We start from the raw sequence: 22,488 nt of genomic DNA, 5'->3' as shown, positions 1-22,488 counted from the left end.
GATGTAATATCTCTTGTAGATTCCAAGGGAATTGTTTATAATAGTAACAGTGTATCTTCTTCTATTCGAGAGGTTTTTTCATGAAGCGGTTTCCGCTCTTTATTCTGGTGATCGCGACGCTGTTTCTCGTGGCTGCCACGGGGGCGGCGTATCTGTCCGTCGGACGGCAGAGTACGGCACTTGCACGCCGCCCTCTGCAGGAGATTGTGGCATATACGACGCTGCCGACGGAGGCTGCCGCGGCACTGTCGGAGGCGTACGAGAAGGAGTATAATATCCGTGTCAGTTTCGTTCCTCTATCCACAGAGCAGATACAGAAGCGACTGGAGGAGCAGGCAGCGAGCGGCGTGAGTACGCCGGCAGCGCTTGTCCTCGCAGACCGCGAGGTGCTCGACCGCGCGGCGGCGGCAGGGTACCTTGTGCCCTATCAGTCCGAGAGGAGCGATCAGGTCGCCGATCAATTTCGTCAGCCCGATGGGTATTGGACGGGTGTGTGGTATGATCCGATCGTCTTTGCAATAAATCAAGACTATCTACGCACGCATCTCGATCTTCCTGACTCGTGGCAACTGTTGGCGCAGCAGAAGGATATACGCATCGGTACGACGGATTTTATGGCGGCTGATGCCTCGTCGAATCTTCTTTACAGCATGATTGCTGAGTACGGTGAACAACGTACCTTCGCTATTTGGCGCAGGATTCAGCCGCAGATCATGCAGTATTCCCGCTATCTGCATACGCCCGTACGGCAGGCGGGGATGGGGGAGGTCGATGTCTCGGTTGCTGTTCTCAGTGAGACGCTCCGCTATATTCACGATGATTATCCCATCCGTGTGCTTTATCCGACGGACGGGACGGCGGCGGTGATTTACGGTACAGGGGTTGCATTGCGCGCGAGCGAGCACGATGTGCAGGCGGCAGAGGATTTTGCCGACTGGCTGCTGACGGATGAGGCGCAGTTGGCACTGGCACGGCAGCATATCTATTTTTTGACGACCAACCCTGTGACGCTGTCCTATCGGATGTTTGCGGGAAAGAATATCAATATTTTTAAGAGTAAGCCGTATTATAGCCCGGCGGAGAAGAAGATACTTCTCGATCGCTGGGTCAAAGAGGTGCGGTTCTACGAAGAGTAGTTGTGGGGGAATGTAACCAGTGAAAGCAGGTTTTATCAGCCTTGGCTGTGCAAAGAATCTGGTCGATACAGAAGTCATGCTCGGCATTATGCGTGAGCATGGCATCGATATTACCAATGATCCGTCAGAGGCAGATATCCTGATTGTCAATACGTGTGCCTTTATTCAGTCGGCAAAAGAGGAGTCGATCACGACGGTGCTCGGGATGGCGGACTACAAGGAGACGGGGCACTGCCGCAGTCTCATCGTAGCGGGCTGTCTCGGGCAGCGGTATGGGCAGCAGCTTCTCGATGAGATCCCGGAGGCGGATGCCATCATCGGGACGGGGGCGTGGGGCCGTATTATGGAAGTGATTGAGGAAACGCTCAAGGGACGCCGCCTGCTCATCGCGGGGAAGGATGATACGATCTATGATGCCAAGACACCGCGCCTGCGGACGACTCCGAACTATACGGCGTATGTCAAGATTGCGGAGGGGTGCGATCATCGCTGTGCGTTCTGTGCGATTCCGCTCATACGCGGGAGCTTCCGCAGCCGTCCAATGGAGGATATCGTAGCGGAGGGACGTGAGCTCGCCGCTGCCGGTGTTCGCGAGCTGGTTCTCATCGCGCAGGACAGCGCAAACTATGGGCTGGATTGCTATCAAAAGCCGATGCTGCCGACGCTTCTGCGCGAGCTTGCAAACATCGACGGAATTGCGTGGATTCGTGTGCTATACAGCTATCCAAAGTATTTTACCGATGAGCTGATCGAGGTCTTTGCCACTGAGCCAAAGGTGGTCAAGTATGTCGATCTGCCTCTGCAGCATGCGCATGATGCCGTGCTGCGTTCGATGAATCGTCCCGATACACGGGCGGGGATGGAGGAGCTGATCGCAAAGCTGCGGGCACGCATCCCGGGAGTCGCAATTCGCTCGACATTCATCGTTGGCTTCCCTGGGGAGACCGACGCCCAGTACCAGACGCTGCGTCGCTTTGTGGAGAAGCAGCGATTCGATAAGGTGGGAATCTTTACCTACTCCGAGGAGGAGGACACTGCCGCGGCGCCAATGGGGAAGAAGGTTTCCGAAGAGGTGATGCAGGAGCGTTACCATGACCTCATGAGTCTCCAGAGTAAGATCTCTGAGGAGATCAATATCGGGATGGAGCATCAGGAGTTGGATGTTCTCATCGAGGGACATGATGCGGAGCAGTCGGGGATTGCCGTGGGGCGTTCCTACCGCGAAGCACCTGAGGTGGATGGTCAGATCTATATCGAAGGCGATGCAGAGAGTGTGCCGGGCGAGATTGTCCGCGTACGTCTCCTTCAGGGCTTTACATACGATATTGTCGGAGAGAGGGTGCAGTGATGCCGGAGAGAGAACGGCTGCCGGATAGGGTTGGGCAAATGCTCTGTGCAAAAGGCTATACAATCTCCTGTGCGGAGTCCTGCACGGGCGGGCTGCTCACGAGTACGCTCACAGACGTGCCCGGCAGTTCTGCGTACGTCATGGGGAGTGTCGTCTCCTACTCAAACGACGTGAAGTCCCGCATCCTGCACGTGACGGAGGAGACACTTTCCGCGCACGGTGCTGTCTCTCCGGAGACGGCGCGGGCAATGGCAGAGGGGGTACGTACCCTCATGCAGACAGATATCGGCGTCGGCATCACGGGGATCGCCGGTCCCGGCGGCGGGTCTCCCGAAAAGCCGGTCGGACTGGTCTACATCGCTGTATCTGCTCTGGGAAAAACTTCGGTGGAAAAAAATGTATTTTCTGGCGTGCGCGCTGAGATTAAGCGTGCCGCCGTCCATAAAGCTCTTGCCATGGTGCAGGAGATGATTAGGGAGATGGATAAATGAAACGCTATCAGAAACTCGTCGCTGCTCTTTCGCTCTCAGCGCTGCTCTGCGGCAGCTCCTATGCTGCCGCGGCTGATGTGCCGGCGGGAACAGAATCAGCGACACCGGCGGCAACACAGACGATTGCCCCCGATGCGCTGACATACTCCTATGAGAGTAAGACATACGGCTACCGCATCATGTGCCCGCAGAAACCCGTCGGAGTGATTCCAGCGTCGGCACTCTATGACAACCGCGAGGGCGAGATTCTCATTTTTGACAATGAGGAATACAATATCAAGTATGCGTGGGCGGTTTTTGTCAATGCATTCTCCGATACGTCCGTACCGAATCTCAACACGATCAATCCAGAGGATGCAGTGAACCTGCTGGAACGTATTCAGCACAGCAATGGATACGAGGGGATCATGCTGATCAATCTCTCGGATACAAACAAGGCGATCTTTGCCATGACGGCAAAGGAAGTCGATATTGACGAGAATGGCGATGGCGTCGTCGACGCGACGGCGAAGGCGGACAATCAGACAGCAGTGATGTTCTTCCGTGGGGCAAACGGACAGCGGTATGGGCTCGAGCTCATTGATAATCCGACGCTCCGTGCGAAGTCCGTAGCAACGTTTATGGCGGGCGCGCGTACCATGCAGTAAGTGACGTGGGCCGAGAGAGAAAGAAGGAGAACAGACTCATGAAGATGTCATCCAAAAACACCATGTTGACGGCGGCGGTGCTCGTCGCACTGACCTCCGGTACGACCTATGCAGCAACCCCCGGAACGGTGGACTCGCAGGACCTCTTCCATGCGAACCGACTCGTGACGGATCGTGCCAATGCACCGGCAGTGGAGGAACGTGCTGATGCCGACCACTATGAGGCATCGATCTCCCGGCATCAGAAGGAACCTGCTGTTCGTCCCCTCGGCACGGCGCCTGCCAAAAATCCACCGCAGGTGACACGCCTCCGTTGGGAGACAGTGGATGAGGGGATCGCAGAGCGCAATAAGGAGCAGCCTTCGTTCACACTCGCTGCGCAGAAGGCGCAGCCCGTTATCATTACAGCAGCAGATGTCAAACGTGAGCAGAAGCTCGCCGCGAAGGAAGGCCGCCCACCGCAGGAGCTTGTCGGTGATGTGAATCTGAAGCGCGGTCCGATGCCTGTCGCAGTGCATCAGGAACCATCACCCGTGCCGCAGCAAGCACCGATGCAGACACCACCTCCTCAGGAGCGTGTCGTTCCGATGCCGCAGCCAGCAGATGCTGAAGGAAGACCCGAGCGTCCTCGGTATCAGCAGTTGCCGCGTGAGTTCACACTGAATGCGCCCGCCACCTCACCCGCCGTACCACAGCAGCCGCAGGAGTTTTCCACTGTGGGAGAAACGGAGTCGCATCTTGCACCGCCGATCACAAAGGATATGTCCCCCGCGCCCGAGTACACGGTGCGTCCTGACGGCGTTCCCGCATTCTCGTCGGCAGCACCTGTGTCGCCTGCCGCAGAGAGTCTGGATGGAATCTCGGATGAGGTGCGCCGGCATATCCTTGCGGGACAGCTCGCGATGCAGGTACAGCTGAAGCGCGATGCGAGCATCACGGGGGTGCAGGCCCTGACGCGTGCGCTGCGTGAGAGCACGAAACTCACGCGAATGCAGAAGGTGGACTTCCTCATTGGCTTTGGCCGAGCCCTGCATCAGAGCGGTCTGCCGCGTCAGCAGGAGTCGTTGCTCATCAAGACGATTGCAGAGGCATTCTAATACGCCTATTCTATGGGATATTCGGTGGGGGAGCTAGATGAAACAGTTTCATATTGCGGTGATTGCAGGAGACGGGATCGGCCCTGAGGTCATTGCTGAGGGGAAAAAGGTATTTTCGGGAATTGCACAGATGGACGGGACGTTCTCTGTCACATTTGAGGACTTTCCATGGGGATGTGAGTACTACCTGAAGTCCGGCGAGATGATGCCGGAAAACGGGCTCGATCTCCTGCGCGGTTACGATGCAATCTATCTGGGGGCTGTGGGCTATCCAGGTGTACCGGACCATGTGTCTCTCGGTGATCTCCTGCTTCGCATCCGCCGTGGTTTTGATGAATACATCAATTTACGTCCTGTACGCCTCCTGCACGGTGCTCCGTGCCCGCTTGCGGATATTTCTCCACGTGATATCGATATGATCGTGGTGCGCGAGAACAGTGAAGGGGAGTACGCGAATGTTGGTGCACGGCTCTATCCCGGGACACCGCGTGAGACGGCACTCCAGACGGGGGTATTCTCACGGCACGGATGTGAGCGCGTCATCCGTTATGCCTACGAGCTGGCGCGACGTGAGAAGCGCACGCTTACCTCGATTTCCAAGGGGAATGCACTGCGATACTCGATGGTGTTCTGGGATGAGATCTTTGCCGAGATTGGGAAGGAGTATCCCGATGTTGAGACACATGGCTTGCTTGTCGATGCGGCAAGCATGTTCTTCGTCAAAGATCCGAAGCGGTTCGGCGTCGTGGTGACGAGCAATCTCTTCGGCGATATTCTCACCGATCTCGGTGCGGCGATTGCGGGCGGGATGGGGCTCGCAGCCGGGGCGAATCTCAACCCTGAGCGACGCTATCCGTCGATGTTCGAGCCGATTCACGGGAGTGCTCCTGATATTGCAGGGCAGGGGATCGCGAATCCATTAGCCTCGATCTGGTCAGTTGCACAGATGCTCGACTTTCTTGGTGAAACAGAGTGGTCAGAGCGCGTGCTCCGTGCCATCGAGACGCTGCTCGTGGAGAAAAAGACGCTGACGCCGGATCTTGGCGGAACGGCACGTACATCAGACATTGGACATGCAGTACTCGATGTTCTGGCACGCTGAATCATACAGAATATGCGGGGGGTTCAAGCGCCCTCCGCTCTATTTATATGGATGGAGTGTATAGTCATGGCACAGCAAATACGAAAAGCGGTTATTCCGGCAGCAGGATATGGAACACGATTCCTTCCTGCGACGAAAGCGACACCGAAGGAGATGCTGCCCATTGTCGATAAGCCGACCATCCAGTATATTGTGGAGGAAGCCCTTGCAAGCGGTATCGAGGATATTCTGATTATCAGCGGTCATGGGAAACGCGCCATCGAGGATCATTTTGACTCCGCGCCGACACTCGAGCACGAGCTCATGCGCAAGGGGCGGCAGGACCTTCTCAACGTCCTGCGTGAGACGACGGATGTCAATGTTCACTATGTCCGTCAGAAGTATATGCGCGGTCTGGGGGATGCGATTCTGTGCGCCCGCACCTTCGTCGGCGATGAGCCGTTCGCTGTCCTCCTCGGCGATGATGTCGTTTACCATCCGCAGCGTCCTGCGCTGCGTCAGCTGATCGATGTCTATGAGGAGACGGGGGGCTCTGTTCTCGGCTGTCAGATTGTCGCTGATGCACAGGTTTCCTCCTATGGTATCGTTGCAGGAGCGATGCAGAATGAGCGCCTGATGCATGTCTCCGATATGATCGAAAAACCTGCACTTGCTGAGGCACCAAGCCATATGGCTGTGCTCGGTCGATACATCATCCGCCCCGAGATTTTCTCTATCTTGCAGAATACAGAGCCCGGCAAAGGGGGAGAGATTCAGCTGACGGATGCACTCAAGGTACTCGCCCAGCGGGACACGGTCTATGCCTATAATTTTGAGGGACGTCGCTATGACCTTGGAGATAAGCTCGGGTTCTTGGAGGCGACGGTGGAGTTTGCTCTGCGTCGCAGTGATCTTGGCGACTCGTTCCGTGCGTATCTCAAACAGTTAGCGGAAACACTGTGAGGCGGTTGGATTGCAGAAGGAACATCAGGCAAATCTGGCTCTCGCGCTCAGTGTTTTCGGTGCTGTTGGGACGGCAGGACAGGGGAGCAGTCTTCTCCTATCAACGATTCATCATGGATTTATCGCGGCGACGATCGGCGGACTAGCAGACTGGTTCGCCATCAAGGCGATTTTCGGCCGACCGCTCGGCATCTCGCACCGTACTGATATTCTGCGTCGGAATCGTGGGCGGATTATGGAGTCCATCGTTGCGTTCTCCTCGGAGGATCTCCTCAGCAAGAAGAATATTATGGCAGTCATTGAGCGCGAGAATATGGGGGCAATGCTCGCAGACTATTTGCTGCATCGCGGTGGGGAGGAACGCCTGACGGACACTGCCATCGATGTCCTCCGCTATGTGGCAGCGGATCTTGACAGTACGCGCATTTCACATGAGCTGACGCCATACGTGAAACAGGCACTCTATCAGCTGCCGCTTGAAGATCACGCAGGAGACTTGATGGCGCTCTTTACGGAGCAGCATCATACAGAGCGGATTTTTCAGGTACTTGTCCGCGTCGGTATCCAGCTAGTGCAGACTCAGCTCTTTCAAGAGATCCTCCATGACAATATAGCCTCTATTCGTGAGAAATATGAGGGAGATGGGATGATCCGTGCCCTCGTTCTCTCATTCGTAGACGATACGATGATTGCATCGTGGATCACAGAACGGTTGCAAGAGATTCTGTTGGCGGCATTGGAGATGGAGAATCCGCGTCACCGCGAAGGCGTGCAGGCACTCTCTTCGTTCTTTGCATCGCTCAGCGATCATGATGATTTTCGCACGACGATGCGTCGAGCGAAGGAGCATCTGATTGAGGACATTGACATGGAGTCCATTTTGTCGGATTTTATCGAGAGCCGAATGAAGGGAAATCATCCGTTTTGGATTCCCTATGTGCGAGAGCTCCTGCATCAGAAAATCGAAGCATACGCCCATTCTATCCCGTGGCAAAGTCGTGTTGACCGATGGATGAAATCGCTCGCGGCGGGAGAGGTCGAGAAACACCATGAAATGATTGCCCGCTTTGTGCGTGAGTACCTGAATCAAAAGTCGGACGATGAACTCGTTTCATTTGTGGAAGGGAAGGTGCGCACCGATCTTCAGATGATCCGCATCAACGGTGCTGTGGTTGGCGCAGCCGTTGGTATGGCACTTTCCCTCATCGTCTGCATGACGGAAAGGATGTGGGGGCTTTAATGCGTACGTGGAATAAAGCAGAGGCCGCACTGCTGCTCTCGGCAGTCCTCTTTCTGTGTGCCCTTTTCCTTCATATCAGATTTGCGGATTTTCTCTGGGTGCGTGCGTTGCTCGCAGTAAGCGAAGCGGCACTGGTCGGTGGAGTTGCGGACTGGTTTGCAGTAACTGCGATCTTTCGGAAGCCGCTCGGATTTCCCTATCATACAGCGCTGTTGCCGCGTCGCCGTGACAGCTTTGTTCAAGCGATTGTCACGATGGTTCAGAAGGAGTTCTTCTCCAAGCGCAAGATTTTCCACCACATGGAGCAGATGCACCTCTTTCCAATGATAGAAAACTATCTGCGCCGTCCGACAACGGAGGAACAGCTGACCGGAATGATCCTGCACTTTATTCGTGCATCCTTTCTGCGTCGGAGGAATTCGCAGATCGTTTCCTATCTCTCGTCGTGCCTGAGGGATTTACTCCTGAAGGAGGATCCTGCCGTGCTGATGCAACGACTCGACGAGCTCCTGCGCGAGAAGGGATGGGATAAAAAAGCCCTGACAAGTATCTCGCGGATACTTGTCAGGGAGGCGGCGACGGAGGAGACGTATGCCTCCATAAGAAATGCACTGGAGCAGCTGGAGCGGGAAAAGATCGGCGACGGATTTCTATCGCGTATTCTCACCGCGACGAATACCATCAATCTGGATGAGGGGGCAGAACTGATTCAGCAGCACACATGTCATGTCATCGAAGAGCTCGGACGGGATAACTCGCCGCTGCAAAATCATGCGGCAAATCTGATCCATGATGCGCTCTCTGACCTCGAACGGGATGAGGAACTCACCACACTCGTGCGTGAGCTGCAAAAGCGATTGGCAGAGACGCTGCCAATCGCTGCGTCGATTGAGCGCATTCTGAGTGGCCTGCGGACACATGTGCAGGCTGATCTGCAGCGTGATGTGGATCCGATGGAGGAGCACATGCCGGCCTTTTATCAGCAGTTGCGCAGCATACTCCATGCAGAATATCAGCGGATGCTGACGCTCCTCACAGAGCACAGTGATCTGCAGCAAATCATGACACGCCTGATGTATGATCTCATCGCACGGTCGGCTCTCCATGCACAGGCATTGGTCGGTATCGTTGTCTCCGATGCACTTATGCGTCTCACGGATGAGGAGCTAAATCGTCTTGTCTATGACAAGGTAGAGCAGGACTTTCTCTGGATCCGTGTCAACGGCTCGCTCGTCGGTGGCTGCATCGGTCTGCTTCTCTTCCTCGGAGCACAGATGTTTAGATAAAATACATCAGTGTCTCGCTGTTCTCCTCGCGTTTCCACGCAGTAAGGAGATCCTCAAGTGTTACGGCATTGAGTGTATCGTGAATGTTTTGGTCGAGTACGCCGAAGAGGTCGCGTGCGAGAACGAGGTCTAGTTTTTCCATCTTCTCACAGGAACTGCCTGTCTTTTCAATCAGTGCGATCTCAATGGCAGAGAGAATGTCATAGGCAGTGATGTCGTGTGGGGGCGAGCAAGCTGGTAGCCGCCCTGTGAACCCTTGATCGAGTTGACGAGTTTGCTCCGCTTGAGCAGTGCAAAGACTTGTTCGAGGTAGATCTTAGAGATGCCGAGATGCTCTGAGATACTGATGATGGTGACGGGGGAGGAGGTGTCGTAGCTGCGTGCCAAAAAGACCATGGATGCGATGCCATAGCGCCCCTTCGCTGAGATTTTCATATCAATGCTTCCTTCTAAAAACATATTTTTTATAGCTATATAATATGTTAATATGCAGCGAATGTCAAATAAAAATCCCCTCATCCAAATGGAAGAGGGGATTTTCGTATGCGTATCTTAGCGCTTCGAGAACTGGGAAGCCTTACGTGCTTTCTTGAGACCGTACTTGCGACGTTCCTTCTCACGCGGGTCACGCGTGACGAAGCCTGCCTTCTTGAGTGCAGGGCGCAGCTCTGCATCCATCTCAATCAGTGCGCGTGTAATGCCGTGACGGATCGCACCTGCCTGACCGGATGCACCACCGCCGGCTACGTTAGCGATGACATCATATTTATCGACGGTTTCCGTCAGGTTTAGCGGCTGGCGAACAATCAGCTCAAGCGTCTTGAGGCCGAAATACTCTGCCATCTCGCGGCCATTGATGGTAACCTTGCCGTCGCCGGGAACGAGGCGAACACGGGCAACCGAGGTCTTGCGGCGACCCGTTCCGTAGTAAGTGACTTGTGCCATTGAACAGATTCCTCCTTATACAAAACTCAGCGAATATCAAACTTCAGCGGTTCGGGCTTCTGTGCTGCATGGGGATGCTCCGGACCGGCGTAGACGTTGAGCTTGCGGAAAATCTGTGCGCCGAGACTGTTCTTCGGAAGCATGCCCTTGACCGCGTGTTCAATGACACGGACAGGGAAGCGATCGAGCATCTGGCCGGCCGTTGTGAAGGTCGTGCCGCCCTGATAGCCGGAGTGACGGAAGTAGGTCTTGTCCGTCAGCTTCTTTCCCGTGAACTTTACCTTCTCAGCATTGATGACGATGACGTAGTCGCCGGTATCAACATGCGGCGTGTAGATGGGCTTGTTCTTGCCGCGCAGGACCTTTGCGATCTCCGTTGCAAGACGGCCGACCGTCTGGTTCTCTGCATCTACGACATACCACTTGCGCTCAATATCGGCTGCTTTTGCCATAACCGTGGTTTTCACGTAATTCCCCCCTAGAGAGTAAGAGTTTTCAATATTGGTTGATGCGATATACACTCACGCTTCCGGGGCTAATGGATACATGGAAAATATCACACGTCGCTATTCTAAAAAATTTTTACGCGAATGTCAAGAAATTTTCTCCATAGCACGCTTTACGGCAAATTGCAAGTTTAATTGTCGCAAGGTCTCGTTAAACTTTTAGCGAGTTATATCATCGCAGCATACATATCATTTGCTGACTTATATCCGAAAATCTTGCGCGGATAGTCGTTAACCCAATCTTCGATCCGCTGCAGTTCCTTCGGCTTCAATTTGCTGAAGTCCGTTCCCTTGGGAAGAAACCTGCGCAGCATCCGATTTCCGTTTTCGTTGCTTCCACGCTCCCAGCTGCTGTACGGATGCGCGTAATATACCTCGCCGCATTTGGCGGCACGCTTCATTCCTTCGCCATCCAAAAACTCTGACCCCTTGTTCGCCGTGATACTCTTGAATACGTGCGTAAAGTCTCCTTTGACGCGCCGCTGCAACCGACGAAGTGCTTGCAGTACTTCTTTTTGGCTCTTGTTCTTTATCAGAACATAGAGTGATTTCCTCGTCTGTCGTTCGACCAATGTTAAAATTACCGGCTTTGTCCCTTTGCGACCGACGACCAAGTCAATCTCCCAATGTCCGAACTCCTCTCTCCGATTCACCGGCTCAGGGCGCTCGTCGATGCTTTTCCCGTCCCGGTTATTCCACGCAACGCCGCGCCTGCTGTTTTCTGTCTGTTTGTCTCGATTCTTTTTGTAGAGGAGGTCGTCGTTTGTGAGTTCGAGAAACAGCTGCTGATCGATATAGTTATACAGGGTCTTGACACAAATGCGGACATCATAGCTCCAGCCGCGTTGACAGAGCTCACCGATAACTGCCGCAGGAGACCATTTTTCTGTTTTGATCTTATGTTCAATGTGTCGAGCAAGCGCGTGGTCTTTATCGATTTTCAGCCCCCGCCCTTTACGAGCAGCGTTTTCCTCGTGTCGCCTTTGTGCTGCATCGGCAAGATACACCCACTGCACCTGCAGGTCTCCGCAGGTCTTGATATTCTTCGTCGCAGGTTTGAGCTGTGCTGTCATTCCAAGACGCCGCTCCCTCTCAATCGTACGCTTGGAGCAGCCAATGTACGCGGCGATTTCCTGCGGCTTCAACCCGGCCTGGAAATAGGCTTCAATTTTGTACCGATCCCGCTCCGTCAGCTGTTTCCATTTCCCTGTTTTTGTAGTACAATGATTCTGTTCCATTTTGCAGTCTCACTTTCAGTTTCTTTTTGTGTTGTGACTAAAAGTTTAACTGAACCGTTTGCCAAATGGAACTTTTTGCGTCAATTTATTTTACAACTTACGATCCCGCCGCAGAAGACGAATCAGATCTTTACGCCGAGCCGTGTTGTGCGGCAGATGGTGGATGCACTCGCGTGCGAGAATCCCGGCTGCTTTGACGATGCGACGCATACGTTTGCGGATCTCTATATGAAGTCGGGGCTCTATATCACGGAGATTGTGAAGCGGCTCTATCACTCGGACAAAATAAAAGCAGAATACCCAAATGACGCGGAGCGGATTCGGCATATTCTGCAGCATCAGGTCTATGGGATGGCACCAACGCGCATTATCTATCTCATTGCGACGAATTACATTCTGGGGTTTGATGAGAGTATGAAGTCTGAGACGAAGAATTTTGTTCAGGCAGATGCGTCGCAGGCGGCAAAGGAGGGGAAACTCGCGGAGCTGGTGAAAAAGTGTTTCGGCTGAGTCTTATTTTGCCATAAAGGCGCGGTAGGTGTGCTCCATCTCTTTGCGGGTTTTGCTTGCAGGCCAGAGTTCGCCGAGGGCGCCCTCGCGCATCCCGGCGGCGAGGTGGTTGTAGAGGTTTGGATTCTCCGCACTGAGGTGTGCGATGAGTTCCTTGACGGCCTGCCGTGTGGTATTGCCGTTGTGCGGACAGGGCGATGGGATGGGGGTGAAGCCGTGCAGGGGAATAGCATCGATGATCTCCTGCTCACGGAAGTAGACGAGCGGGCGAATGACGGTGATGCCCGTCTTGTCGAGGTAGGTCTTGGGACGGAAGGTGTTGAGCTGTCCTGAGTAGAACAGACTCATGAGAAAGGTCTCCACTGCATCATCATGATGGTGGGCGTAGGCGACCTTGTTCATGTGATGTTCCTTTGCGTAGCGGTTGACCGCACCGCGGCGGAAGAAGGCACAGGTAAAGCAGGGGCTTTTTTCCTCCTGCTCTGCGATTGCCCCAGCAATGTCAACGTCAACGACCTCGTACGGAACGCCGAGGCTTTTGCAGAACGCCGCAATCGCATCGGTGTCAAAGGGATCGTCGAACTGTGGGTTGACGGTGAATGCGGCGATGGTGAAGTCTTTCTTCAGTCGTTCGCGCAGGATGGCGAGTGCATAGGTGAGAAAGATGCTGTCCTTGCCGCCGGAGACACCGATGAGGATGTGGTCGCCGTTGTCGATGAGTTCAAACTCGACGACGGCACGCATGAGCTTGCTGAAATAGGTCTGCGGGATGTTGATGTTCATAGAATCGAGTGCTTCCTTTATTCTTTATGACAGAGATAGACTCCGAGAATACCGCTCCCGAGGGTGACGGAGAAGCGATGCTTTGTGTTGCTCTCGGCGAGGACGTTGCTGATTGTCGTGGAAGAGTGCGAATGTATCTGTGCACCGTTCAGCTCCCATCGCAGTCCATTTGTTGTGATGCCTGTACACTCCTCGGTGAAGGGGAGGAGGGAAATCGCCTGCGGAGGACTGTCACATGTGATGGTTAAGGATTCGTCGCCGTGCAGGAAGAACAGTGACTCACGCTCATCAGCGAGGATACAGGGGAGAGCGGCGTGTGCCGCGACTGTGGCAGCACTCATGAGGTGGTCGAACCTGCCGCCAAATGCGCCAGTCAGGATAACGAGCGCACGGGGCACGAGCTCTGCGGCGATCCTGAGCGCAAGCTCTGTATCGGTAAAATCCTTTGCGGGCGGGAAGGCATGCACATGTGCGCCGTGTTCCTCTGCCCACGCCCACGCATCATGCGCTGCGCTGTCCCTATCGCCGATCAAATGTGCCGGGGAGAGTAAAAGAGTATGGCAGATATTCACTCCGCGATCAATGGCCCAGATGGAGCGGTCGGTACCTCCCTTTTCGGATTTTTGCACGAGCTGCGCCATCCAATCTTTTGTCGGTGTCCGCCCTCCGCCGATACAGATGATCTCCTGTGACGGCGGGTATGGCAGCGCTGCGTGGAGCGCTGGGAGGATGAGATTGTGCTTGTATTCATGCATGACAATAGTTCCTTTTGTCGAGTTTTATGATAGAATATGATTATATCACACGGCTTTTTCAACGAAAAGCGAAAAAAACGAAAAAGAGGGGTTGACGGGAGTGGTGGCGTGTGTTATATTATGACAGTCGCGCCGATGAGGGCGGCGGGCACGTGGGAACGTGCCTGAACACTAGAGCGGCGCAGGATGTACCCTGAAAACTACACAATGCAAAACAAGTTAGATTATAGGATCTAACAAGCCAGATGCAACATCGTTGATGTCAGTCAACGAAACACAATTCTTTTACAGAATGAAGTAATGAGCCAACGGGCTCTTCTTTTACGGAGAGTTTGATCCTGGCTCAGGACGAACGCTGGCGGCGTGCTTAACACATGCAAGTCGAACGGGATGATCTTAAAGCTTGCTTTTAGAGAATCTAGTGGCAAACGGGTGAGTAACACGTAGACAACCTGCCGACAGGATGGGGACAACATTCCGAAAGGAATGCTAATACCGAATGAAGTCAGAGGAGGGCATCCTTCTCTGATGAAAGATGGCCTCTTTTTATGCTATCACCTGTTGATGGGTCTGCGTCTGATTAGCTAGTTGGTGAGGTAACGGCTCACCGAGGCGACGATCAGTAGCCGGTCTGAGAGGATGAACGGCCACATTGGGACTGAGACACGGCCCAGACTCCTACGGGAGGCAGCAGTGGGGAATCTTCCGCAATGGGCGCAAGCCTGACGGAGCAACGCCGCGTGAGTGAAGAAGGTCTTCGGATCGTAAAGCTCTGTTGACGGGGACGAACGTGCGGGGTGCGAATAGCGCTTTGTAATGACGGTACCTGTCGAGGAAGCCACGGCTAACTACGTGCCAGCAGCCGCGGTAATACGTAGGTGGCGAGCGTTGTCCGGAATCATTGGGCGTAAAGGGAGCGCAGGCGGGCCGGTAAGTCTTACTTAAAAGTGCGGGGCTCAACCCCGTGATGGGAGAGAAACTATCGGTCTTGAGTACAGGAGAGGAAAGCGGAATTCCCAGTGTAGCGGTGAAATGCGTAGATATTGGGAAGAACACCAGTGGCGAAGGCGGCTTTCTGGACTGCAACTGACGCTGAGGCTCGAAAGCCAGGGGAGCGAACGGGATTAGATACCCCGGTAGTCCTGGCCGTAAACGATGGATACTAGGTGTGGGAGGTATCGACCCCTACCGTGCCGGAGTTAACGCAATAAGTATCCCGCCTGGGGAGTACGGCCGCAAGGCTGAAACTCAAAGGAATTGACGGGGACCCGCACAAGCGGTGGAGTATGTGGTTTAATTCGAAGCAACGCGAAGAACCTTACCAGGCCTTGACATTGACTGAAAGAGTTAGAGATAACTCCCTCTCTTCGGAGACAGGAAAACAGGTGGTGCATGGCTGTCGTCAGCTCGTGTCGTGAGATGTTGGGTTAAGTCCCGCAACGAGCGCAACCCCTGTTCTTTGTTGCCATCAGGTAAAGCTGGGCACTCAAAGGAGACTGCCGCGGAGAACGCGGAGGAAGGCGGGGATGACGTCAAGTCATCATGCCCCTTATGGCCTGGGCTACACACGTACTACAATGGAACGGACAGAGAGCAGCGAACCCGCGAGGGCAAGCGAACCTCAAAAACCGTTTCCCAGTTCGGATTGCAGGCTGCAACCCGCCTGCATGAAGTCGGAATCGCTAGTAATCGCAGGTCAGCATACTGCGGTGAATACGTTCCCGGGTCTTGTACACACCGCCCGTCACACCACGGAAGTCATTCACACCCGAAGCCGGCGCAGCCGTCTAAGGTGGGGAAGGTGACTGGGGTGAAGTCGTAACAAGGTAGCCGTATCGGAAGGTGCGGCTGGATCACCTCCTTTCTAAGGATTAAGATGAACTACGGTTCACAATCTTAGGTCGGTCATTTGGCTTAGTTTTGCATTGTCTAGTTTTGAGGGCGCATCGAAGAGATGAAAGTCTCTGCGGTAGTCCTTATTGTTCACTGAAAACTGCACAGAAGAAACAAGAAAATCTAAGAAAGGGAGACTTTGTGAACTCATGTCATAAAGTTTTCCTCACTGAGGTCTTCTACCGCAAGGTAGAAAGTAACAGAATAGATTTTCCCAAGCAAATTAGGATAAAGCGAAAATACCTTACTGAACGAGACAAGTTCCGATTCCGTGTTGGATCGGCGCTGAAGATTCCGTTAGATGCGCGAAAGCCGACAGAGACATAGTACGCTATGTCGATGAGGCTGACAAAGCAGATGACGGGATATGCAGTGCCGCTGATGTGCGAAGCGGAAAGTTAAGTCAAGTTTAGAAGGGCATACGGCGGATGCCTAGGCGTTTCGAAACGAAGAAGGACGCGATAAGCTGCGATAAGCCATGACGAGCTGCAAGTAAGCTGTGACTCATGGATTTCCGAATGGGGCAACCCGGCAAGAGTAACGTCTTGTCACTCTACCTTCGAGGTAGAGAGAAAACACCCGATGAACTGAAACATCTAAGTAGTCGGAGGAAAAGAAATCAAAGAGATTCCCTGAGTAGCGGCGAGCGAAACGGGAAGAGCCCAAACCTGAGGACTTCGGTTCTCAGGGGTTGCGGACCTGCAACAAACTGGACATTCTAGTGGAAGCATCTGGGAAGGTGCGGCAAAGAGAGTGAGACCCTCGTACACGAAAGAGTGAAAAGCGGGCAGGAATCCAGAGTACCACAGGGCACGAGGAACCCGGTGGGAAGCAGGGTGGACCACCATCCAAGGCTAAATACATCGAAACGACCGATAGCGAAAAGTACCGTGAGGGAAAGGTGAAAAGAACCCCGGGAGGGGAGTGCAATAGAACCTGAAACCGTATGTCTACAAACAGTCGGAGCACGATACATGTGCGACGGCGTGCCTATTGAAGAATGAACCGGCGAGTTAATTTATGCTGCGAGGTTAAGCGGGAGACGCGGAGCCGAAGCGAAAGCGAGTCTTAAGAGGGCGCAAGTAGCATGGATTAGACCCGAAACCACAGTGATCTATGCATGTCCAGGTTGAAGCTCAGGTAAAAATGAGTGGAGGACCGAACCCGTGCGTGTTGAAAAACGTTGGGATGAGGTGTGCATAGGGGTGAAATGCCAATCGAACGTGGAGATAGCTGGTTCTCCCCGAAATAGCTTTAGGGCTAGCCTCAGGCGAATCACCATAGAGACGGTAGAGCACTGATCGGGCAAGGGGGCGTAAAGCCTACCGACCCCAGTCAAACTACGAATGGCTCATATGGGCAGCCTGGGAGTCAGAATGCGAGTGATAAGACCCGTATTCAAGAGGGAAACAGCCCAGACCGCCGGCTAAGGTCCCAAATGCTGTGCTAAGTGGAGAAGGATGTAGGACTTCGAAAACAACCAGGATGTTGGCTCAGAAGCAGCCACCATTAAAAGAGTGCGTAATAGCTCACTGGTCGAGAGGCCCTGCGCCGAAAATATCCGGGGCTCAAGCACAGAACCGAAGCCGCGGCAGGGTGTACTAAGGTACACACTGGGTAGGGGAGCGTTCTTATCTGGACGAAGGCAGACCGGAAGGACTGCTGGACGGATAAGAAGTGAGAATGCCGGTATGAGTAGCGAAACGACAGGTGAGAATCCTGTCCACCGAAAGCCTAAGGAATCCCGGGCAACGCTCGTCGTCCCGGGGTAAGTCGGGACCTAAGCCGAGGCGAAAAGCATAGGCGATGGACAACTGGCGAAAATTCCAGTACCGGGCGACTTCGTTTGAGGATGGAGTGACGCAGGAAGGAAGCTGAGCGCGCGAATGGTTGGGCGCGTCGAAGGCGGTAGGCTGATACGGAGGCAAATCCCCGTATCATAAGGCCGAGAACCGATAGATAGGAAAGACTACGGTCAATCTGAATTCAGCTGCACTACACTGCCAAGAAAAGCTTCTAACGAGAAGTCGTCCGCCCGTACCAAAACCGACACAGGTAGGCGGGGAGAGAATCCTAAGGTGCGCGGGAAAACCCTCGTTAAGGAACTCGGCAAAATGCATCCGTAACTTCGGGAAAAGGATGGCCGCTGATGGTGAAGACATTTACTGTTGGAGCTGTTGGTGGCGGCAGAAAAGAGGCCCAAGCGACTGTTTACCACAAACACAGGTGCCTGCGAAAGCGCAAGCTGAAGTATAGGTGCTGACGCCTGCCCGGTGCAGGAAGGTTAAGGAGAGTTGTTAGTCCTTGAGATGAAGCAGCGAACTGAAGCCCCTGTAAACGGCGGCCGTAACTATAACGGTCCTAAGGTAGCGAAATTCCTTGTCGGGTAAGTTCCGACCCGCACGAAAGGCGTAACGATTTGGGCACTGTCTCAACGAGGGACCCGGTGAAATTGAAATACCTGTGAAGATGCAGGTTACCCGCGACTGGACAGAAAGACCCCATGGAGCTTTACTGCAGCTTGGCATTGGTCTTTGGCATATAACGTACAGGATAGCCGGGAGACTGGGAAGTCATATCGCTAGATGTGATGGAGTCACCGTTGGGATACCGGCCTTTATATGCTAAGGATCTAACTAGTACATTAACAGTGTATAGGACAGTACCAGGCGGGCAGTTTGACTGGGGCGGTCGCCTCCGAAAGAGCAACGGAGGCGTCCAAAGGTTCCCTCAGCGCGGACAGAAATCGCGCGCAGAGCATAAAGGCAGAAGGGAGCTTGACTGCGAGACTGACGGGTCGAGCAGGTACGAAAGTAGGGCTTAGTGATCCGGTGGAAAGAGAGTGGAATTGCCATCGCTCAACGGATAAAAGCTACCCTGGGGATAACAGGCTAATCTCTCCCAAGAGTCCATATCGACGGGGAGGTTTGGCACCTCGATGTCGGCTCATCACATCCTGGGGCTGAAGCAGGTCCCAAGGGTTGGGCTGTTCGCCCATTAAAGTGGTACGTGAGCTGGGTTCAGAACGTCGTGAGACAGTTCGGTCCATATCCATCGCGGGCGCAAGATACATGAGGGAGGCTGCTCCTAGTACGAGAGGACCGGAGTGGACGGACCAACGGTGTACCGGTTGTCCTGCCAAGGGCACGGCCGGGTAGCTGCGTCCGGAAGGGATAAACGCTGAAAGCATCTAAGCGTGAAGCCCGTCCCGAGATGAAGTATCTCATTCCTAAAAGGAAGTAAGACCCCTTGAAGAAGACGAGGTAGATAGGCTGGCTGTGGAAGCACAGCAATATGTGGAGCTGACCAGCACTAATCGGTCGAGGGCTTGACTTAAGCAGCGAAACGGAAGCGTCGGAGCGTAAGCGACAGACGCTGACGATTGAGTCGCTTAGTCGACGTTGACGCAGTCAATGTCGACAGTAACTCAAAGGTACAAGCCTACAAATACAATTTGCTGACGTTTCTTCTGTGAAGTTTTGAGTGAGCAAGACTCATTCAACAAGATGCGGTGATGATGCCTGGACGGTTCCACCTGTTCCCATTCCGAACACAGCAGTTAAGCGTCCACAGGCCGAGGGTACTTCGTTGGAGACGACGTGGGAGAGTAGGTAGTTGCCGCAAAGGATAGAACTCGTGAATGACGTGTTCACGAGTTCTATTTATGAATGACATGGCGGCTTTGGTGAAGCGGTTAACACACTGGATTGTGGCTCCAGCATGCATGGGTTCGATCCCCATAAGTCGCCCCATAGGGGTATAGCTCAACTGGTAGAGCAACGGTCTCCAAAACCGTAGGTTGTGAGTTCAAGTCTTACTGCCCCTGCCATTGAGGTTCAGCCGTATCGATTTGATACGGTTTTTTTGTTCTTTTATCTTCTTTTTCTTGTCAAACATTCCATTATAGTGTAGAATGACGAACAGCAAAGAGCTTTTGCTGTCTATTTAAGGAGGAGATCGATCTATGAAGAAATTCGTCCAAATGGCGCTTGTCTTGTGTCTCACGCTGCTTGCCGTACAGGTGAGTGCTTCCCCTTTTACGGATAAGGTTACGCTGCCCGAGGGCGCGGTGCTTACAAATGTCAATCGTTTGGCGATCGGAGCTCCGCTTTATGTGCAGGTTGAGAATACCGCTCCTTCCATTGATATTTTGACGCAGATTGAGGCAGATGCGTCCAATGTGACGCGTGCCAATGTGGTCAGCTATGATACGGTTGCGAGTGATCTCCAGCAGAGCAAGGGGATCGATCTGAAGGCTCTTCCGCGCCGTGATGCAGCAAAGGCGTTCAAGGATAATGTTGCTTCCTATGCGAATGCCTATGTCATTTTGACCGTTGCGAATAATAGCCGTACGGTGTTCTTCTTCGATGTTTACCGTGCCGGTACGAACGAGCTCCTCTACACGTATGAGGTGCGTGCAAATAAGTCAGATGGGAATACGGTGGCGACGTTCTCCAAGCTTTCTGAGCAGTTCTACAAGAATTGGCAGCGTTCGGTGGAGGCGCAGAGCAAAGGAAAGTAAGCTCTTTCATACAGTGGGGCTGTGGCACGAAGTTAATTGGCTTTGTGTCACGGCTTTTTTCTTTTGCGTGGGAAGATGTAGCATCTGCTCATAATACCTGTTGACAAAGATGCTTTGCTATACTAAGATAGACACACTATCTTTTGAACGGAACTATGGGGAGGAATATGATATATGGCGATCAATGAAAAACTGCGCAATATCGCGATTATTGCTCACGTTGATCATGGTAAGACGACGCTGGTCGATGCGATGCTGAAGCAGAGCCACGTGTTTCGCTCGAACGAGCAGGTGAACGAGCGCGTGATGGACTCGGGTGATATCGAGCGCGAGCGTGGGATTACGATTCTTTCGAAGAATACGGCGATCCTCTATGATGGGATCAAGATCAATATCGTGGATACTCCCGGTCATGCGGATTTCGGTGGTGAGGTGGAGCGCGTTCTCAACATGGTGGACGGTGTTCTCCTGCTCGTCGATGCGTTTGAGGGCCCGATGCCGCAGACGAAGTATGTTCTGCGCAAGGCACTCGAACAAGGGTTGAAGCCGATTGTTGTCATCAACAAGATCGACCGTCCGGATCAGCGTGTGGACGATGTGTACGATGAGGTTTTGGAGCTCTTTATGGAGCTGGATGCGGACGATGACCAGCTCGATTTTCCCGTGATCTATGCGGCGGCGCGCGACGGTATCGCCAAGTTTAACATGGAGAATACGAACGATAATCTCGAGCCGTTGATGCAGACCATCGTGAAGGAGATTCCGGCGCCGCAGGGCGATGCGGAGGGGCCTCTGCAGATGATGGTGACGACGCTCGAAGCAGACGACTATGTTGGTCGCGTTGCCATTGGGCGCGTGATTCGTGGATCGGTGCGCCCCAATCAAAATGTGGTTGTGATCAGCGGCGACCATGAGACGAAGGCAAAGGTCGGCAAGGTCTATGTGTATCAGGGACTCAAGCGCGTCGAAGTCGATGAAGCGGGGATGGGCGAGATCGTCGCTCTGACGGGGCTCGGCGATGTGAGCATCGGTTATACTGTGGCAGACGCGGAGAATCCGGAGGCACTGCCGACGATCAATATTGATGAGCCGACGCTCTCCATGACCTTCGGTGTCAATACGAGTCCGTTTGCAGGCCGTGAGGGGCAGTTCGTTACGTCGCGCCATCTGCGTGATCGCCTGTTCAAGGAGATCGAGACGAATGTCGCCATGCACGTCGAGGAGACGGATTCCGCCGATGTGTTCAAGGTATCGGGACGTGGTGAGCTGCATCTTTCCATCCTGATCGAGCAGATGCGCCGTGAGGGCTATGAGCTGCAGGTCGGAAAGCCCGAGGTTGTCTACAAGACGATCAACGGACAGAAGTGCGAGCCGATGGAGAATCTGACGGTTGAGGTTCCGCAGGAGTATATGGGCGCCGTGATGGAGGCGCTCGGTACGCGCAAGGCGGAGCTGTCGAATATGACGGAGCTGTCGGGCTATATCCGCATGGAGTTCTTTATCCCGGCGCGCGGGCTGATCGGCTTCCGTTCGGAGCTCCTGACGAGTACGAAGGGCAATGGGATTATGAATCATATCTTCCACGGCTATGTTCCGTACAAGGGGGATATGACGGGCCGTTCGCATGGGTCGCTTGTTGCGTTTGAGCAGGGTGAGACGACGGGGTACGGAATTTTCTCCCTGCAAGATCGCGGGACGATGTTTATCTCGCCGGGCCAGCAGGTCTACGAAGGGATGATTGTCGGGGAGAACTCACGCGATATTGATATGGACATCAATCCGTGCAAGAAGAAGAATGTCACGAATATGCGTACCTCTGCCTCAGATGAGGCGATCCGCCTGACACCGCCGCGTATTCTGAGTCTGGAGCAGGCACTGGAGTATATCAATGATGATGAGCTCGTCGAGGTGACGCCGGAGAATATTCGCCTGCGCAAGGCGATTCTCGATCGTACGGCGCGCGGCCGTGCGGCGAAGAATGCGCGCAAGTAACGATGAAAAGTTTTTTCCCTAAATTGCAATATCAAATCGGACAGTAGAGCATAAC

Annotated in this window: 17 protein-coding genes, 2 tRNA genes, 3 rRNA genes and 1 pseudogene; 17 read left to right on the top strand and 6 right to left on the bottom strand. The window is 53.7% G+C overall.

Annotation, left to right across the window (positions count from 1 at the left end; all coding sequences use genetic code 11):
- The first annotated feature begins 80 nt into the window (after positions 1-80).
- The 9 genes from AXE86_RS11700 to AXE86_RS11660 all read left to right on the top strand — a co-directional run bounded on the left by AXE86_RS11700 (position 81) and on the right by AXE86_RS11660 (position 9,289).
- On the top strand, positions 81-1,136 hold the full coding sequence (locus AXE86_RS11700; RefSeq protein WP_061946893.1) for an ABC transporter substrate-binding protein: 1,056 nt from the start codon (positions 81-83) through the stop codon (positions 1,134-1,136).
- A 19-nt stretch (positions 1,137-1,155) separates the two neighbouring features.
- Positions 1,156-2,484: a 30S ribosomal protein S12 methylthiotransferase RimO gene (rimO, locus tag AXE86_RS11695; RefSeq protein ID WP_061946892.1), complete on the top strand. Its 1,329-nt coding sequence runs from the start codon at positions 1,156-1,158 to the stop codon at positions 2,482-2,484.
- The gene (locus AXE86_RS11690; protein ID WP_061946891.1) at positions 2,484-2,975 is read left to right on the top strand and encodes a CinA family protein; all 492 of its coding nucleotides are present in this window, start codon (positions 2,484-2,486) and stop codon (positions 2,973-2,975) included. Before rimO ends, AXE86_RS11690 begins: the two co-directional genes overlap by 1 nt.
- Entirely contained in the window at positions 2,972-3,622 is a 651-nt protein-coding gene (locus tag AXE86_RS11685) for a hypothetical protein (protein WP_061946890.1), read from the top strand. Before AXE86_RS11690 ends, AXE86_RS11685 begins: the two co-directional genes overlap by 4 nt.
- A 38-nt stretch (positions 3,623-3,660) precedes the next feature.
- Positions 3,661-4,719, top strand: a complete 1,059-nt coding sequence (locus AXE86_RS11680) for a hypothetical protein (RefSeq protein WP_061946889.1) — start codon at positions 3,661-3,663, stop codon at positions 4,717-4,719.
- Positions 4,720-4,756: 37 nt separating this feature from the next.
- Complete coding sequence (locus AXE86_RS11675; protein ID WP_061946888.1) at positions 4,757-5,821, top strand: tartrate dehydrogenase; 1,065 nt, start codon at positions 4,757-4,759, stop codon at positions 5,819-5,821.
- A 66-nt stretch (positions 5,822-5,887) separates the two neighbouring features.
- Positions 5,888-6,763 (top strand): UTP--glucose-1-phosphate uridylyltransferase GalU, encoded by an 876-nt coding sequence (gene galU / locus AXE86_RS11670; RefSeq protein WP_061946887.1) that lies wholly within the window; start codon positions 5,888-5,890, stop codon positions 6,761-6,763.
- Between the two features lie 10 nt (positions 6,764-6,773).
- Positions 6,774-8,003, top strand: coding sequence for a DUF445 domain-containing protein (locus AXE86_RS11665; RefSeq protein WP_061946886.1), 1,230 nt, complete (start codon positions 6,774-6,776; stop codon positions 8,001-8,003).
- Positions 8,003-9,289: a DUF445 domain-containing protein gene (locus AXE86_RS11660; protein ID WP_061946885.1), complete on the top strand. Its 1,287-nt coding sequence runs from the start codon at positions 8,003-8,005 to the stop codon at positions 9,287-9,289. Before AXE86_RS11665 ends, AXE86_RS11660 begins: the two co-directional genes overlap by 1 nt.
- Here the strand turns inward: AXE86_RS11660 and AXE86_RS11655 are convergent.
- The 4 genes and pseudogenes from AXE86_RS11655 to AXE86_RS11640 all read right to left on the bottom strand — a co-directional run bounded on the left by AXE86_RS11655 (position 9,282) and on the right by AXE86_RS11640 (position 11,978).
- Positions 9,282-9,724, bottom strand: a pseudogene (locus AXE86_RS11655) (RrF2 family transcriptional regulator). The gene AXE86_RS11660 and the pseudogene AXE86_RS11655 sit on opposite strands and share 8 nt — an antisense overlap.
- A gap of 117 nt (positions 9,725-9,841) precedes the next feature.
- Positions 9,842-10,234, bottom strand: a complete 393-nt coding sequence (gene rpsI, locus AXE86_RS11650) for a 30S ribosomal protein S9 (protein WP_006689594.1) — start codon at positions 10,232-10,234, stop codon at positions 9,842-9,844.
- Positions 10,235-10,260: 26 nt separating this feature from the next.
- Positions 10,261-10,686 (bottom strand): 50S ribosomal protein L13, encoded by a 426-nt coding sequence (gene rplM / locus AXE86_RS11645; RefSeq protein WP_009442019.1) that lies wholly within the window; start codon positions 10,684-10,686, stop codon positions 10,261-10,263.
- 221 nt (positions 10,687-10,907) lie between these two features.
- Positions 10,908-11,978, bottom strand: a complete 1,071-nt coding sequence (locus AXE86_RS11640) for an IS30 family transposase (RefSeq protein WP_061946884.1) — start codon at positions 11,976-11,978, stop codon at positions 10,908-10,910.
- Positions 11,979-12,053: 75 nt separating this feature from the next.
- Between AXE86_RS11640 and AXE86_RS11635 the strand changes: the two genes are divergently transcribed.
- Positions 12,054-12,488, top strand: a complete 435-nt coding sequence (locus AXE86_RS11635; protein ID WP_232294885.1) for a type II restriction endonuclease — start codon at positions 12,054-12,056, stop codon at positions 12,486-12,488.
- 3 nt (positions 12,489-12,491) lie between these two features.
- On the opposite strand, the gene AXE86_RS11630 is transcribed toward AXE86_RS11635, so the two are convergent.
- A complete protein-coding gene (locus AXE86_RS11630; RefSeq protein WP_061946883.1) occupies positions 12,492-13,271 on the bottom strand; it encodes a tRNA 2-thiocytidine biosynthesis TtcA family protein in 780 nt (259 codons plus the stop codon).
- A 17-nt stretch (positions 13,272-13,288) separates the two neighbouring features.
- The gene (locus tag AXE86_RS11625) at positions 13,289-14,026 is read right to left on the bottom strand and encodes a thiamine diphosphokinase (protein WP_061946882.1); all 738 of its coding nucleotides are present in this window, start codon (positions 14,024-14,026) and stop codon (positions 13,289-13,291) included.
- Between the two features lie 320 nt (positions 14,027-14,346).
- Here AXE86_RS11625 and AXE86_RS11620 point away from each other — a divergent pair.
- The 7 genes from AXE86_RS11620 to typA all read left to right on the top strand — a co-directional run bounded on the left by AXE86_RS11620 (position 14,347) and on the right by typA (position 22,433).
- Positions 14,347-15,890: ribosomal RNA gene (locus tag AXE86_RS11620) — 16S ribosomal RNA — on the top strand.
- A 430-nt stretch (positions 15,891-16,320) separates the two neighbouring features.
- Positions 16,321-19,255 (top strand): 23S ribosomal RNA (locus AXE86_RS11615).
- A 171-nt stretch (positions 19,256-19,426) separates the two neighbouring features.
- Positions 19,427-19,543: ribosomal RNA gene (gene rrf / locus AXE86_RS11610) — 5S ribosomal RNA — on the top strand.
- Together the 16S, 23S and 5S rRNA genes with 2 tRNA genes alongside form the textbook arrangement of a ribosomal RNA operon.
- A 52-nt stretch (positions 19,544-19,595) precedes the next feature.
- A tRNA-His gene (locus tag AXE86_RS11605) sits at positions 19,596-19,671 on the top strand.
- Between the two features lies 1 nt (position 19,672).
- Positions 19,673-19,748, top strand: a tRNA-Trp gene (locus tag AXE86_RS11600).
- A 135-nt stretch (positions 19,749-19,883) separates the two neighbouring features.
- The gene (locus AXE86_RS11595) at positions 19,884-20,441 is read left to right on the top strand and encodes a hypothetical protein (RefSeq protein WP_009442225.1); all 558 of its coding nucleotides are present in this window, start codon (positions 19,884-19,886) and stop codon (positions 20,439-20,441) included.
- 174 nt (positions 20,442-20,615) lie between these two features.
- Positions 20,616-22,433: a translational GTPase TypA gene (gene typA, locus AXE86_RS11590; RefSeq protein ID WP_061946881.1), complete on the top strand. Its 1,818-nt coding sequence runs from the start codon at positions 20,616-20,618 to the stop codon at positions 22,431-22,433.
- The last annotated feature ends 55 nt before the right edge of the window (positions 22,434-22,488 follow it).

The sequence above is a fragment of the Selenomonas sp. oral taxon 136 genome (assembly GCF_001554015.1).
Classification (GTDB): domain Bacteria; phylum Bacillota; class Negativicutes; order Selenomonadales; family Selenomonadaceae; genus Centipeda; species Centipeda felix.
Note: the sequence above shows the minus strand (reverse complement) of the source record. Positions and strands in the feature narration are given on the sequence as shown.